Source organism: Bradyrhizobium sp. IC3123, assembly GCF_020193625.1.
In the GTDB taxonomy this organism is placed as follows: domain Bacteria; phylum Pseudomonadota; class Alphaproteobacteria; order Rhizobiales; family Xanthobacteraceae; genus Bradyrhizobium; species Bradyrhizobium yuanmingense.
In genome coordinates, this window is the sequence record NZ_JADYVF010000014.1 from 112,330 (window position 1) to 126,196 (window position 13,867).

General features: G+C 60.5%; 14 protein-coding genes. All 14 read right to left on the reverse strand.

The window, feature by feature from the left end:
* Nucleotides 1-12: 12 nt before the first annotated feature.
* Nucleotides 13-765: a Fe-S cluster assembly ATPase SufC gene (gene sufC, locus I6F20_RS31945; protein ID WP_225129597.1), complete on the reverse strand. Its 753-nt coding sequence runs from the start codon at nucleotides 763-765 to the stop codon at nucleotides 13-15.
* A 65-nt stretch (nucleotides 766-830) separates the two neighbouring features.
* A complete protein-coding gene (gene sufB, locus I6F20_RS31950; RefSeq protein WP_225129599.1) occupies nucleotides 831-2,327 on the reverse strand; it encodes a Fe-S cluster assembly protein SufB in 1,497 nt (498 codons plus the stop codon).
* A 194-nt stretch (nucleotides 2,328-2,521) separates the two neighbouring features.
* Complete coding sequence (locus tag I6F20_RS31955) at nucleotides 2,522-2,716, reverse strand: 4Fe-4S dicluster domain-containing protein (protein ID WP_225129601.1); 195 nt, start codon at nucleotides 2,714-2,716, stop codon at nucleotides 2,522-2,524.
* A gap of 706 nt (nucleotides 2,717-3,422) precedes the next feature.
* A complete protein-coding gene (ald, locus tag I6F20_RS31960; RefSeq protein WP_225129650.1) occupies nucleotides 3,423-4,535 on the reverse strand; it encodes an alanine dehydrogenase in 1,113 nt (370 codons plus the stop codon).
* A 392-nt stretch (nucleotides 4,536-4,927) separates the two neighbouring features.
* Entirely contained in the window at nucleotides 4,928-5,974 is a 1,047-nt protein-coding gene (gene hypE, locus I6F20_RS31965) for a hydrogenase expression/formation protein HypE (RefSeq protein ID WP_225129602.1), read from the reverse strand.
* On the reverse strand, nucleotides 5,971-7,113 hold the full coding sequence (gene hypD, locus I6F20_RS31970) for a hydrogenase formation protein HypD (RefSeq protein WP_225129604.1): 1,143 nt from the start codon (nucleotides 7,111-7,113) through the stop codon (nucleotides 5,971-5,973). Before hypD ends, hypE begins: the two co-directional genes overlap by 4 nt.
* On the reverse strand, nucleotides 7,110-7,286 hold the full coding sequence (locus I6F20_RS31975) for a HypC/HybG/HupF family hydrogenase formation chaperone (protein ID WP_518513083.1): 177 nt from the start codon (nucleotides 7,284-7,286) through the stop codon (nucleotides 7,110-7,112). Before I6F20_RS31975 ends, hypD begins: the two co-directional genes overlap by 4 nt.
* Nucleotides 7,287-7,344: 58 nt before the next feature.
* The gene (gene hypF, locus I6F20_RS31980; RefSeq protein ID WP_225129607.1) at nucleotides 7,345-9,600 is read right to left on the reverse strand and encodes a carbamoyltransferase HypF; all 2,256 of its coding nucleotides are present in this window, start codon (nucleotides 9,598-9,600) and stop codon (nucleotides 7,345-7,347) included.
* A gap of 13 nt (nucleotides 9,601-9,613) precedes the next feature.
* Entirely contained in the window at nucleotides 9,614-10,552 is a 939-nt protein-coding gene (hypB, locus tag I6F20_RS31985; RefSeq protein ID WP_225129610.1) for a hydrogenase nickel incorporation protein HypB, read from the reverse strand.
* A complete protein-coding gene (gene hypA, locus I6F20_RS31990) occupies nucleotides 10,552-10,893 on the reverse strand; it encodes a hydrogenase maturation nickel metallochaperone HypA (RefSeq protein WP_225129612.1) in 342 nt (113 codons plus the stop codon). The genes hypB and hypA overlap by 1 nt, the downstream gene beginning before the upstream one ends.
* Entirely contained in the window at nucleotides 10,886-11,980 is a 1,095-nt protein-coding gene (locus I6F20_RS31995) for a hypothetical protein (RefSeq protein WP_225129614.1), read from the reverse strand. Before I6F20_RS31995 ends, hypA begins: the two co-directional genes overlap by 8 nt.
* A 100-nt stretch (nucleotides 11,981-12,080) precedes the next feature.
* The gene (locus I6F20_RS32000; RefSeq protein ID WP_225129652.1) at nucleotides 12,081-12,935 is read right to left on the reverse strand and encodes a hydrogenase expression/formation protein; all 855 of its coding nucleotides are present in this window, start codon (nucleotides 12,933-12,935) and stop codon (nucleotides 12,081-12,083) included.
* Nucleotides 12,935-13,267 (reverse strand): hypothetical protein, encoded by a 333-nt coding sequence (locus I6F20_RS32005; protein WP_225129616.1) that lies wholly within the window; start codon nucleotides 13,265-13,267, stop codon nucleotides 12,935-12,937. The genes I6F20_RS32000 and I6F20_RS32005 overlap by 1 nt, the downstream gene beginning before the upstream one ends.
* 301 nt (nucleotides 13,268-13,568) lie before the next feature.
* A complete protein-coding gene (locus I6F20_RS32010) occupies nucleotides 13,569-13,859 on the reverse strand; it encodes a HypC/HybG/HupF family hydrogenase formation chaperone (protein ID WP_225129618.1) in 291 nt (96 codons plus the stop codon).
* Nucleotides 13,860-13,867: the final 8 nt, after the last annotated feature.

Genomic DNA, 13,867 nt, shown 5'->3' on the forward strand with positions numbered 1-13,867 from the left:
TCCCTAGAGCCGTCAGGCCGCGTCTTCGAATTGGGCGTAGCCACAAGCCTCGAGCTCCAGCGCGAGTTCCTTGCCGCCACTCTTCATGACCCGCCCTTTCGACATCACGTGCACAATGTCCGGCACGATATGCTCGAGAAGCCGCCGATAATGAGTGATCACGATCATCGCTCGTTCCGGCGAACGTAAGGCGTTGATGCCACTGGCGACGATACGCAGCGCGTCGATATCGAGGCCGGAATCGATCTCGTCAAGGATGCACAGGCTCGGCTCGAACAACGCCATCTGCAAAATTTCGTTGCGCTTCTTCTCGCCGCCGGAGAAGCCGACATTGACGCCGCGCTTGATCATGTCCCGGGGAATGTTGAGCGAACCGGCCACCTCGCGGACTCTTTTCAGAAATTCGGGGGTGGAGAATTCCTGTTGGTCGCGCGCCTTGCGCTGGGCGTTCAGTGCCGCGCGCAGGAAGTTCATGGTGGTCACGCCGGGGATCTCGACTGGATACTGGAATGCTAGGAACACGCCCTTGGCGGCGCGTTCATTTGGCTCCATCCGCAAGAGGTTCTCGCCCCTGAACAAGATTTGTCCGCCGGTGATCTCATAGCCCGGCTTGCCGGCGATGACGTGCGAGAGCGTCGATTTGCCGGAGCCGTTCGGCCCCATGATCGCGTGCACTTCACCGGCATGGACGCTAAGATGCAGCCCGCGAATGATTTCGCGGTCTTCGACACCAAGATGCAAATCTCGGATTTCGAGTAGCGCCATTCTGATCTGCCCCCTGAAATGCGTCGTCTGGCGAGCCGCATTCGAGGGGCTCGCGGGAGGTTTCGTTATCCAACGGATCCGTCGAGCGAGATCGAGATTAGCTTCTGCGCCTCCACTGCGAACTCCATGGGCAGTCTTTGCAGAACTTGCTTGACGAAGCCGTTGACGACGAGGCCCACCGCTTCTTCCTGGCTGAGCCCGCGCTGGATGCAGTAGAACAGCACGTCCTCGGAGATCTTCGAGGTCGTTGCCTCGTGCTCGAAGGTTGCCGAGGAGTTCTTGGCCTCGATGTACGGCACGGTGTGCGCGCCGCATTTGTCGCCGATCAGCAGCGAGTCGCAGGCCGTGAAGTTGCGCGCCCCGGTCGCCTTGCGATGCGCGGTGACGAGACCGCGATAGGTGTTCTGCGACTTGCCGGCGGCGATGCCCTTGGAGATGATCCGGCTCGACGTGTTCTTGCCGAGATGGATCATCTTGGTGCCCGAATCGACCTGCTGGAAGCCGTTCGAGATCGCGATCGAATAGAACTCGCCGCGGGAATTGTCGCCGCGCAGGATGCAGCTCGGATATTTCCAGGTGATGGCGGAGCCGGTCTCGACCTGGGTCCAGGAGATCTTGGAGTGGTTGCCGCGGCAGTCGCCCCGCTTGGTGACGAAATTGTAGATGCCGCCCTTGCCTTCCGAATTGCCGGGGTACCAGTTCTGCACCGTCGAATATTTGATCTCGGCATCGTCAAGCGCGACGAGCTCGACCACGGCGGCATGCAGCTGGTTCTCGTCGCGCTGCGGCGCGGTGCAGCCTTCGAGATAGGAGACGTAGGAGCCCTTGTCGGCGATGATCAGCGTGCGCTCGAACTGGCCGGTGTTGCGCTCGTTGATGCGGAAATAGGTCGACAGCTCCATCGGGCAGCGCACGCCCGGCGGCACATAGACGAATGAGCCGTCCGAGAACACCGCCGAGTTCAGCGTCGCATAGAAATTGTCCGAGGTCGGAACCACCGAGCCGAGATATTTCTGCACCAATTCAGAGTGCTCGCGGATCGCCTCCGAGATCGGCATGAAGATCACGCCGGCCTTCTTCAGCTCCGCCTTGAACGTGGTGGCAACCGAGACCGAATCGAACACCGCATCGACCGCGATCTTGCGCCGGGCCGGATCTTCCTCGCCGACCTTCGGCTCGACGCCTTCGAGCATGGCGACTTCCCGCAAGGGGATGCCGAGCTTCTCGTAGGTTTTCAGGATCTCCGGATCGATCTCGTCCAAAGACGAGACCGTCTTCTTCGGCTTCGGCGCCGCGTAATAATAGAGATCCTGGAAGTCGATCTTGGGATAGTCGACGCGGGCCCAGGTCGGCTCCTGCATGGTCAGCCAGCGCCGATAGGCCTCCAGCCGCCACTGGAGCATCCAGGCGGATTCGTTCTTTTTCTGTGAGATGAATTTTACGATCTCTTCCGACAGCCCCTTGGGAGCCTTCTCGGTGTCGATCAGGGTCTCAAACCCATAACGATACTGGTCGACGTCGATGCGCTTCACGCGCTCGACCGTCTCTTGTACGGCTACCATTGCCCGCTCCACTCACGCAGCGACAACTCCCGCCGGCGAGGATAGCGCCGCAATCTCTCTGAGCGGATCGTGCAAGTCGCCGCCAACTCTGGGCCAGCGAGTGAGAGAAACAGGACACGGATCCAAACGGCGGCGGCTGACGATAGCCTCTTCATCATGCTTCGCGCCGGAGCTCCTCTCATCGGCTACCCCACCTATGCCGGCACGCAGGTATCGGGCACCGGGCAAACGACCACGCATTGCGGCGCGTCAAAATGCCCCTCACATTGCGTACACTGGGTCGGATTGATCACATATATATCGTTCTTCAGGCTGATCGCGGCATTGGGACATTCGAACTCACACGCACCGCAGACGGTGCACTGGGATGCGATTATCTTGTAGGCCATCACTGCGATTCCATGAGCAAAAGTTGCGCGACAGTTTCTTGCTTTCAAGTCTTGTGCCAGACAGTTAACCTTGATTTGTCTGGGCTATTTTCGATAACGCAAGTCGCCGCCTCGACACGGTGTCGCAATTCCTACAACGCGCATGACAGCAGCTTGATCTCGATGCCGTGGTTTGCGCATGGTCGATCTCTCGGCAGTCAGCGATCAGGTGAACCGCGTTAGCCAGCCTGCGATGCATCCTAAGGTGGTCGTGCCGCGGCTATGATCGATGCGCCGCGCGACTTCACAAGGTTCTCCGCCGGTGTATCAGGTCGACCCCAAGCCCCAGTCACGGGACACCGGCGGCCTCGGCGACGGCACCGCGATAAACAGCCCGCGCAGTCATCACCGGTCCGGTCGGCGTTCCACAGCCAGCCAGAAAGGGTCGCGGCGATCGCGCCAGATAAAGTCGCCCGTGATTGCGGGTCCCCTGCGGACCCGCGGGACGCATTCTCAATTGCCTTCGATTACCTGGCAAGACCGGCATTCATATGCGCTGTATGGGCGAACGTACATTGTCTCGCATCGTGCGAGCGACTGAAGCCGGCGCTCGTCTGGTGATCCTTCACTTATGCCGACGGCGGTCAGCAGATCGATGGAGCCAAAAAAAAGCCACCCCGAGGGGTGGCCTAAGTCAGGGAGGAAACGCCCATAAGGGCCTCTGGGATCAGGCCGCAGCCTGTTCGATCGGTGAGAAGGGCAGCCCGAGGCTTTCGGCCACCGCTTTGTAAGTTAGTCGGCCCCGATGGACGTTGAGGCCCGCGCGCAAATGCGGATTTTCGAGCACGGCGGAAAAACCTTTGTTGGCCAGAGCCAAACCAAACGGCAGCGTCGCGTTATTCAGTGCCTGGCTCGAGGTCAGCGGTACAGCCCCAGGCATATTGGCCACGCAATAATGAATGACGCCATCCACTTCGTAAGTAGGATCAGCGTGGGTGGTTGGGTGCGATGTCTCAAAGCAGCCGCCCTGATCGATAGCGACATCCACGAGCACCCCCCTCTTGCGCATCGAGCTCAGCATGCTCCGGCGGACCAGCTTCGGCGCGCTCGCACCTGGAACGAGCACCGCACCAATCACCACATCCGCCGCAAATACCTCTTCCTCCACGGAGTCGATAGTCGAAAACCTGGTGCGAACGCGTCCTTCGAATAGCTCGTCCAGCTCGCGGAGCCGGCGTATCGAACGGTCGATGATGGTCACTTCTGCGCCCAGACCGACCGCCATGCGTGCCGCGTGCGTACCAACGACACCACCTCCGATCACCACGATACGGGCAGGCTGAACACCGGGCACCCCACCGATCAACAGCCCTCGTCCGCCTGCACTCCGCTTCAGGGCGCTACCCGCCGCTTCGATCGCAAGCCTACCCGCGACCTCGCTCATCGGCGCCAGCAGCGGAAGACCACCATGCGCATCAGTTACGGTCTCATAGGCGATCGCGGTGCATCCAGATTTCAGGAGGCCCTTGGCCTGATCCGGGTCGGGGGCCAGATGCAGATAAGTGAAAAGGATCTGATTTTCCCGCAGCTGACACCATTCGGACGGCTGAGGCTCCTTAACCTTTACGATCATCTCGCTCGATGCGAATACCTCAACTGCGGAAGTTAGAATCGTTGCGCCAGCATTGCGATAATCGTCGTCGGTTGCACCAATGCCAGCGCCGGCATTGGTCTCGATCATCACGCGGTGGCCCGCTGCCACGTATTCGCGGACAGCTCCCGGGGTAAGGCCGACGCGATATTCGTGCGCCTTGATTTCCTTGGGGACTCCGACCTTCATTTGAAAACTCCCTACCTGGAGCGCCTTTCTAATCGGAAGCGAGCAGGGATATTGCGACGCAGCCGTCAAAATGACGCAGAAATTCAGCGATATTTGGCAAGCTTCGCAGGATTTCAAACCCACTGGTGCCGAGCGGATCGAGTGACCATGCTCGCTGAGCTTAACCGTCGAAAATGCGTGATCGCGATGAAGTTTCGAATTGCGTTCTCGGCTCGTGAAAAAGCTAACAACCGAAATCCAGCCTCGCCGAAACTTCTTGAAGAGCCGAGTCGCAGTGTGCCGGTTGGGTAGACTTGCCCATAGAAGGGATCGTTTCCAAAGCTGATGGCGCTTGGCTAATGACCATTGATCATAAATTTGGTTTCCAAAAAACTGGACGATGCGCAACGTGTTCAACAGATCCGAGGCAATTGTTCGCCCCACAACCAATCAACGATTCGCCGGCCGCCGAAACCGGTCGCCATCTGCACAAATTTCCGATCGTCAGCCACCGCCTCGCCAATATCAGCTGCATCGGACCCGAGCGGGTGCGCCTTCATGGCTGCAAGCACGGCATCGGCCAAATCAGGCGCGACGATCGCAACGAGCTTGCCCTCATTGGCGACATGGATCGGATCGAGACCAAGGAGCTCGCAGGCAGCTGCAACCGCGGGCTTCACCGGAATGGATGTTTCCTCCAGATGGAACCCGAGGTCAGATTGATGCGCAATCTCGTTGAGGGTCGCGGCAAGCCCACCCCGCGTCGGGTCGCGCATCACCCGGATGCTGCTACCGCCGGCGGCAACCATGACCGCTACGAGATTATGCAACGCTGCGCAATCCGAGACGACCTCGGTTTGAAAAGCGACGTTCTGACGTTTTGACATGATCGCCACCCCATGATCGCCGACGCTACCGGACACCAGCACACGGTCCCCGACCCTTGCCTTGTCGGCGGAGAGATCGAGCCCATCGGCCACAATCCCGATGCCGGTCGTAGAGATGAACAAACCATCGGCCTTGCCGCGCTCGACCACCTTGGTGTCTCCGGCAATGATGTAAACGCCAGCGCCGCGCGCTGCCGCGCCCATCGAATCCGCGATCGCCTTCAGATCCGAAAACCGGAAGCCCTCCTCGATGATAAAACTGGCCGACAGATAGAGGGGACGCGCGCCGGACATCGCGACATCATTGATCGTGCCGTGCACAGCCAGTGACCCGATATTACCGCCCGGAAAGAACAGCGGGGAAACCACATAGCCGTCGGTCGTCATCACCATCCTGCCTGCCGCAACGTCAAACGCGGACTGATCATTGCAGCGGGCGAGCCATTCATTACCAAAGGCTTGGTGAAAAAGGCCGGAGATCAGCTGTGCCATGGCACGGCCCCCGGATCCATGGGAAAGATCAACGCGTCCGTTCTCGATGTCGAGCTTGCGTTGATAAGCCTTTACGCTCATGACGTCCGCCTCAACTGTTCATCGCGAACTCGGCCGTAGGCCCAATACGCCGCACAAGCGCCTTCTGATGACACCATGCAGGATCCTATGGGAGTTTCCGGCGTGCAGACGGTTCCAAACAGCTTACAGTCGACCGGCCGCTTGGCGCCACGCAAGATCGCGCAGCACTCGCATGCCGGATTGTCTGCGATACGCAGGTCGTGGATCGCAAAACGCGTCTCGGCGTCGAATTGCGCGTAAGCCTGCTTCAGCTTCAGTCCGCTGTTGGGGACGAGTCCGAGCCCTCGCCATTCAAACTGCTCGCGCAGTTCGAATATCTGCGATACCTCCTCCTTGGCGCGCCGATTGCCTTCACGCGTCACCGCACGACTGTATTGGTTCTCTACCTCGTAGCGATCTTCGTTCACCTGCCGCACCAGCATCAGGATCGCCTGCATCACATCGAGCGGTTCAAAACCCGCGATCACGATCGGCTTGCCGAATTGTTCCGCCAGAGGCTCGTAAGGCTGCGTGCCAATAATGGTGCTCACATGTGCAGGCCCGATGAAGCCGTCGATTGGAACCCCGCCGGTGTCGCGGATTTTGGGGTTCTCGAGAATGCTGTGCATCGCAGAGGGTGTAAGCACGTGATTGCAGAACACGCTGAGGCCCTTCAACCGCTTCTTCTCGGCAATCCGGATCATCACCGCCGTCGGAGGGGTAGTGGTCTCAAATCCAATGGCAAAGAAGACCACCTCGCGGCTCGGCGCCTGTTCGGCGAGCCGGATAGCGTCGAGCGTCGAGTAGACCATCCGAATGTCTGCGCCGAGCGCTTTGGCTCGCAACAGGGACTGTCCTTGCGACCCAGGCGCGCGCATCAGGTCGCCGTAGACGCACAGAGTGACCTCTGGTCGGTCGACGAGCCGGATCGCCATATCAATTCGGCTGGCGGGCAGAACGCAGACGGGACAACCGGGCCCGTGGATCATGCGAACGTTCGCGGGCAGCAGATCCTCCAGGCCGTAGCGGGAGATCGCATGAGTGTGTCCGCCGCAGAATTCCATGAACCGATAGGCTCTTTGCGAACTGACCTCGGCGCCAATCGCACGCGCAATTCCCTGCGCGATGGCCTTGTCGCGAAATTCGTCGGCATATTTCATGATCGGCGTTCTCCTGCACTGCCTAGCTCCTGCAGGAGCTCCAGCGTGCGCTTGGCTTCCGTCGGATCGATCTTGGCCAGCGCATAGCCGACATGGACAAGGACGCAATCGCCGACCTCGAGCTCGTCGATGAGAGCAATCGATATCTCCAGGCTGATGCCATCGATGGACACCGTAGCCATGTCGTTGGGATGAATTTTCGCAATCCTTGCCGGCACTGAAAGGCACATATCAGGCTGTTCCTTCCCTGGCGGACGACCGTTGAGCAATCTGCAGAGCGGCAATCCAGGCCTGGCCAAGGCTCAAACCGCCATCATTGGGCGGCACCCGCCGTGGCACGAGCGGGGTAAGGCCGGCAGCGCTGCAACCGCGCGGGATCTCATCCGCCAGCACCGCGTTCAGGAAGCAGCCGCCGCTCAGAACGACAGTATTAACGCCGGTTGTCCGCGCAGAGCGTGTGACCCAGTCAACGCAGGCGGCAGCGAAGGTGCCATGAAAAAGCCCGGCTCCGCCCACGGCGTCAATGTCATGTGCAATCAGCTGCGCAAACAGCGGACGAAGCGACAGCACGCCGCCGTCGATCGTCCAGCCGGCTTCGAGAATCGCAGTCCGCCCCACCAGCGCCTCGAGCTTCATCGCCGCTTCGCCCTCATAGCTCTGCAAACTCGCAATCCCCAGCAGCGCCGCTGCCGCGTCGAACAACCGGCCCGCACTGGTCGTGGTGGGCCCGCCCGGCTGATCGAGCAAGGCCGACACACATCCAGCCCGCCTTTGCGCCGCAAAGCGCGGCCCGATTTCATTACCCCGGCCGAGCCCGTGTAGTACTGCGCTCGCCATGCGCCAGGGCTCGCGAGCTGCACGATCTCCACCAGGCATTTGCAGCGGCGCTAAGTGCCCGATGCGTCGGCACCTCGGGCCTTCGCACAACAATAGTTCGCCACCCCAGTTGCCGCCGTCGGAACCAAAGCCATGGCCATCGAGCACCAGGGCAAGCGCAGGTCCCGCATGGCCATGCTCGGCGATCACTGCGGCAGCGTGTGCGTGGTGATGTTGGACAGCCACCAGCTCGCGGCCATTTGCTTCCGCAAACCGGGTAGAAACCATATCGGGATGCAGATCATGGGCGACGACGACAGGCTCCACGTCAAGGCTCGATGTGAGGTGTCGGATCGTCTCCTCGAACGCACGAACGCCTTCGGCCGTATCCAGATCGCCAATATGCTGAGAGACGAACGCTTGGTTGTCCCGCGTGATGGTGATGGTCGATTTCAGCGCGCCGCCGACGGCGAGCACGGGGGGCACAGACTTCGGAAGCCTGATGGGTTCGGGAACATAGCCACGGGCACGACGAATGAATTGTGGCCGGCCAGCCACCACTGACACCACGGAGTCATCAGCACGCGTCAGGATATCGCGGTCATGGGTCACGACAAGGTCGGCGATCTCATCGAGCCGCCGCAGCGCCTGCGCGTTGTCGATCAGGAGCGGTTCGCCGCCAAGATTGGCACTGGTAGCCACGATGACCGCGCCGGCCCCCGCCCATGCACCTGCCGAGCGAAGCGCATGAAAGATGAGGTGATGCAGCGGCACTATAGGCAGCATGACACCCACACGTGACAAGCCAGGAGCTATGTCGGGCGCCAGGTTGTTTCGCGAAGGCAGAAGGACGATGGGACGTGCTACGGATTCGAGCAGCGCAAGCTCGGGCACGTTCGCCTCCGCGATCTCGCTGACGCGCTCTATCGAATCGACCATAACCGCGAACGGCTTCTGAAGGCGCTGCTTTCTCCTGCGCAAACGCTGCACCGCGTCCTGGTTACGCGCATCGCAAAGCAGCTGGTATCCGCCCAGCCCCTTTATCGCCACGATTTGTCCACCCGCGATTGCCGCGACAATGGCGCTGATCTCATGGCTGAGCCGAGGACCGCATGTCGGACACGCGATCGCCTCCGCATGAAACCTGCGGCTCTCCGGATCGCCATATTCGGCCGCGCAGGCTGCGCACAGCCTAAAAACCCTCATGACGGTGTTGCGGCGATCGTAGGGAAGCCGTTCGGCGATGGTGTAGCGTGGGCCGCAATGGCAGCAACTGATGAAGGGGTAAAGGTAATGCCGATTTTCTGGATCGAACAGCTCACTGAGACATTGCTGGCAGACCGCAGCATCAGCGACGATCTGCGTTGACAATTTGCCGCCTTCGCTCGTGCCGATCGAAAAGTCTTTCGCCGCGAGCGCCGCAGTCTCCCGAACGCAGATGTGGTCGATGCGTGCCAATGGCGGCGCCTCGAGCGGCAACGTGGCGATAAACTCCGAGGCCCGATGCCCCTCGACCTCGATCGTAACACCGTCGGGGCCATTGATGACAAATCCCGCCAATCCGTACCGCATAGCGAGTCCATAGACGTAAGGACGAAAGCCGACCCCTTGTACGGCCCCACTCACGCGCACGCGTAGCCGTGTTCGGTCGCAGGAGGTTGCGGCGTTCATCGCCTTGTGTCCTCTACGATGGGCCTCTGGGCCTCGCCTGTCTATCGATCCAGGCGTAGAGCGCGCCAAACCCCTCGCCGGTACGAGCCGAAACTACAAGCACGTCAATCTTCGGATTGACGCGTCTGGCGTATTCGATCGTCTTACCCAAATCGAAATCGAGCAGCGGGGCTAGATCAATCTTGTTGATCACCATGAGCGAAGAAGCGGCAAACATATCAGGATATTTGAGCGGCTTGTCTTCACCTTCGGTAATCGACAAGACTACGATCTTGCAGGCCTCACCAAGATCGAAGGCTGCGGGACAGATCAGATTACCGACGTTCTCGATGAAGAGAATACCGCCAATCAGCAGCGGCAAGCGCCGATGAGCCTCGCCAATCATTGCAGCATCGAGATGGCAACCCTTGCCGGTGTTGACTTGAACGGACGGCACGCCGGCGGCCCGAATGCGTTCGGCATCGTTCGAGGTCTGCTGGTCGCCTTCGATGACCCCGACCGGACGGCTGCGCTTGAGCTCGGACACGGCGCGGACAAGCAGGGTCGTTTTACCTGCACCAGGACTAGACAGAAGATTAAATACAAGCAGGTCATCAGCTACGAAGAGCGCGCGGTTGTCCGCCGCAATCGGATTATTCTTGCCAAGAATGTCGCGCTCGATCTGAATGACCCGCTCTCTGCTCATGCCCGCAGCCTTCAAGCCAGCCGGCCCGGCGCCGCCGCTCAGCAGCGCCTGCCCGCCATGAGCCTGGTGATGGGCAAAGCGATGATCGTGACTATGACTGTCGCGAACATGGTATGAACGTTGCAGGCCTTGGTCGCCATGCGGATGGTAACCGCGATCGAAATCGTCCTGCATATCAACATAGTAACGCGCGTGGCTCTCCGCGTCATGCGCCTTGGCGCGTTCGGTCGACGGCGTCCCGTCGGTGCAGCCGCAAACGGTACACATCAATCGATCTCCAGCTCTTTCACGCGCATCTGTTCGCCCGCGGTTACCTGCAACTGATAGCTGCCGCAGCGAGGACAGCACTCACCGCGCCGTGCAATTTCAACGCTTTTCGAACAGCTCATGCACCAGACAATGCCTGGCCGTTCGACGATATTAAGGACCGCGCCCTCGGCAACGGTCCGCGTTGCAACGACAGCAAAGCAGAACCTGATCGCTTCAGGCGCAGCATGGCCCAGCGCTCCCATCTCTAGACAGACGCTCCGTACGCGCGAAAACGATCGGTGACGTGCCTCCTCCTCGATGATTTGAATGATGCCAAGACAAATCGCCATTTCATGCATCGCCAATTTCGCGAAAATTGAGGGTGAATCCGACGCACGGATCGAGCGATGCAATCACTGCATGGACTGCATCCCGACGCCGTCTAGCCGTCAGCACCGCGCCCTGCAGGCTGCGGACAAGCGGTCCGCGGCGGTGGAAATTCCACTCCGTCGGCGCAAGGAATTCGAAGCGGGATATCCGGCCCTGAGGATCAAGCTCAACCGCTTGGTAGAGACGCCCCCTGGCGCATTCGACCGCGGCCGCTGCACGGCCGGGCCCTAGCCTATATCTTTCGATAATCCCATGCTCCGCCGACTCAATCTGAGCACCGGCCTTGAGCCAGGCGCATAGCCGGAGGATTTCAGCAATTCTGGCCCTCAGCCGCTCGGCCGCTCCGGAGGGGCTCGGCGAGAGTTGATCACGCGCCATTTGGCGCGCCCATGGACCCGTCTCGGGCGCATGTCCGTCAAGATCGGGACAATGGCAAAATGTAGCGTCATCCACGAGCAGCCGTTTAATGATGTTGCGGTCGTCAGCAACGGACAGGAACGAGTGCTCCGCCGGAATTGACTTCAGGTCGATCTCATCAAGCGCTGCAATGCGAAGCGCCAATGGGCTACCGGATGTCAGCGCGCCACCCTCATTCGGTATGCCGAGCGCGGCCAGCGCAGCCACAATCCGCACCGTTGCTTCGCATTGAGTGGAGCCCCAGGGTGGCTGGGTGGTGCCGACAAGCGCTGAGATTTCCCGCATCACGGAGCGGACTGCCGCCGCACTGATGACGTCTTGCGCAAGATGTCCGACAAAGAGGCCCCTTAGCAAGTCCGCGATGCGCTCGGTAACGATAAGCGCAATACGATGCTGTTTTGTTGTGCGTGTGATCACTTCGTCGCGCGCCGTCTCGATCGCGGACAGCAGTGCGGTTTGCTGCGCAGCGGCACACAATGCGAAGAGCCGCGGCAGCACCTTAAGCAGCGACGAAGCTTGTTTGCCAGCGAACAGCTGCCCCAGCGGCGGCCGGACTCGCGGCAGGATCTCGACCGCGGCGACTACGTCGGCAGCAAGCGATACGGTGACATCGATCTTGTTGTGGGCAGCAAGGCTCATGCGCACCGCTCCGCAAACATCCTGCGCAAGGTATGCCGGCGGTCGCTGCGCACGCGCCGTCTACGGGATCCCCCCGGACGCCGAACGTTCTCCAAGCTCTTCATGTGACGTACGCCTTAATAATTTCCTGCATGCGTTCGGCAGAGTCCTGGAAATCCTCGTCGGCAGCCAACGCAACAATCGGCACGCCGCCGACCTCCAGCGTATCAAGGATGATGTTGTCCGTAGAATTGAAGAACTGCACCGACCAGACATTCCTGATCCCGGTCGCCTGCACTCGGCACGTTCCGTAACCGCGGAAGATGAGCTGGACCGGGCCATTGCCCAGGCTGAGCTGCAGGAATGCCAGATCGATAACGCTCATCGGCAGCAACGTGAGATTGATGACGTGAGCGCGCATGCCAAACCGCCAGACGCGCGACCGCTCGCGTATTTCCGCGAGCAAAGGTTGCACGTTCATCGCGCCGTCCGGCGCCGCGCGGATCACAATATCGGCGGACGTCAGGTCACTTGCGGCGCGCCGGACAATTTGCGGAATCGCTCCGACCTCGACATATTCGTGCGCCGGATCGGTCCCGATGCGCACGCGCCAGATTCCCGCAAGCACGGACTCCCGGATTTGCGCCAAAGTGCCATCTGGCAGCGCAACCACGCCAGCAATCTCACCTTCTCCGAGCACTTCGCCAATCAGCTTGCGCTCGGGATCGCTGAGATTCGCGAGTCCGTACTGTTGCGTCCGAGCGCCCCTTCTCTGGCTGGCAACGGCAGCAGCGGCATTCGATAAGAGCGCGGTGGCATTTGGATAGTTCCTTGCAAGCCCGTCGCCATCGCGCCAACCGCTGGCGAGCGCACTCCTCGACCCGCCATGGAATACATCGAGGCTCCCAGAGCCCATGGCAAGCTTGCTCGCCACCCGCTCGTCGCCGTCCGATGCAACGCGGAGCGCTGTTTTCATCATGCGATGTTCCGTTGGCTGTCTCGAGGAGCAATGCCCTTGCCGACACAAGTGCTGCCGGCGTGTGGCCGAACGATCGGTACCGAGATACGGCTGATCCTGACCAAACGGACCGGTCTCTTGCCGATCACGCGGAGTGTATTGCGCCGACGGCGCAGGCTCGGGCTCGACGGGCCGCGCAGGCCGAGCCGGCCGACCAGTTCGCCACCAACGCCGCCCGCAGGCACTGCGCCTTGCATGCGCCGCCGAAACGAGTTGACCATTTCAGGACGGAAGTACGCGGGCTTGATGATTCGGAGCAAATATAGGAGATCGGCCGGTGACTGCGGCATCACGTCCGCCCTCACGGGAGCGTGTGCGACTAGGCACGCACCTCCGCTGACGCCCCCCACCTCGGATGGAGCGGGCCGCGAAAGACCACGCTGCGCCGGCTGCAACTTCATCACACGCCTTCTGAAAATCTTCGGTTTCTGCTAACAGGCTATTAGCAAGGTGCATGCCAATCATCGTCTGGCCGCGTCTCCCCCTCGAACCAGAGGCTCGAAGCGCCTGACATTTTCCATGCAAAGGTTACGTGCGACTGGAAGCCAATGTGTGAGCAAGCAATCGGCGCAATATCCGCAAGCGGAATCGCTAGCGTAGGTGCTCCGGCAATTGCGGCTCATGACCGATTAAGTCCGCAAAGAAGGGATCGCAGTCCTGGCCGTTGAGGCTGGCCTCAAGCCCGTCCAGTGCTTGCGAGATCAGCGTTGCTTCATTTTCATCCAAAAGCCGCACCGCGCTGTCGATATGAACGAGCACCTTTGCGCCGACCACGGCGTCCGAGAGCAGCATGACCGAGACGCGCCGCTGTTTATCGCCATACTCGCACAGCGCCGTGATGCCGTCGGTCTCGAGAATCGTCATTGGCAATCCAAGGCACATGGTCACTC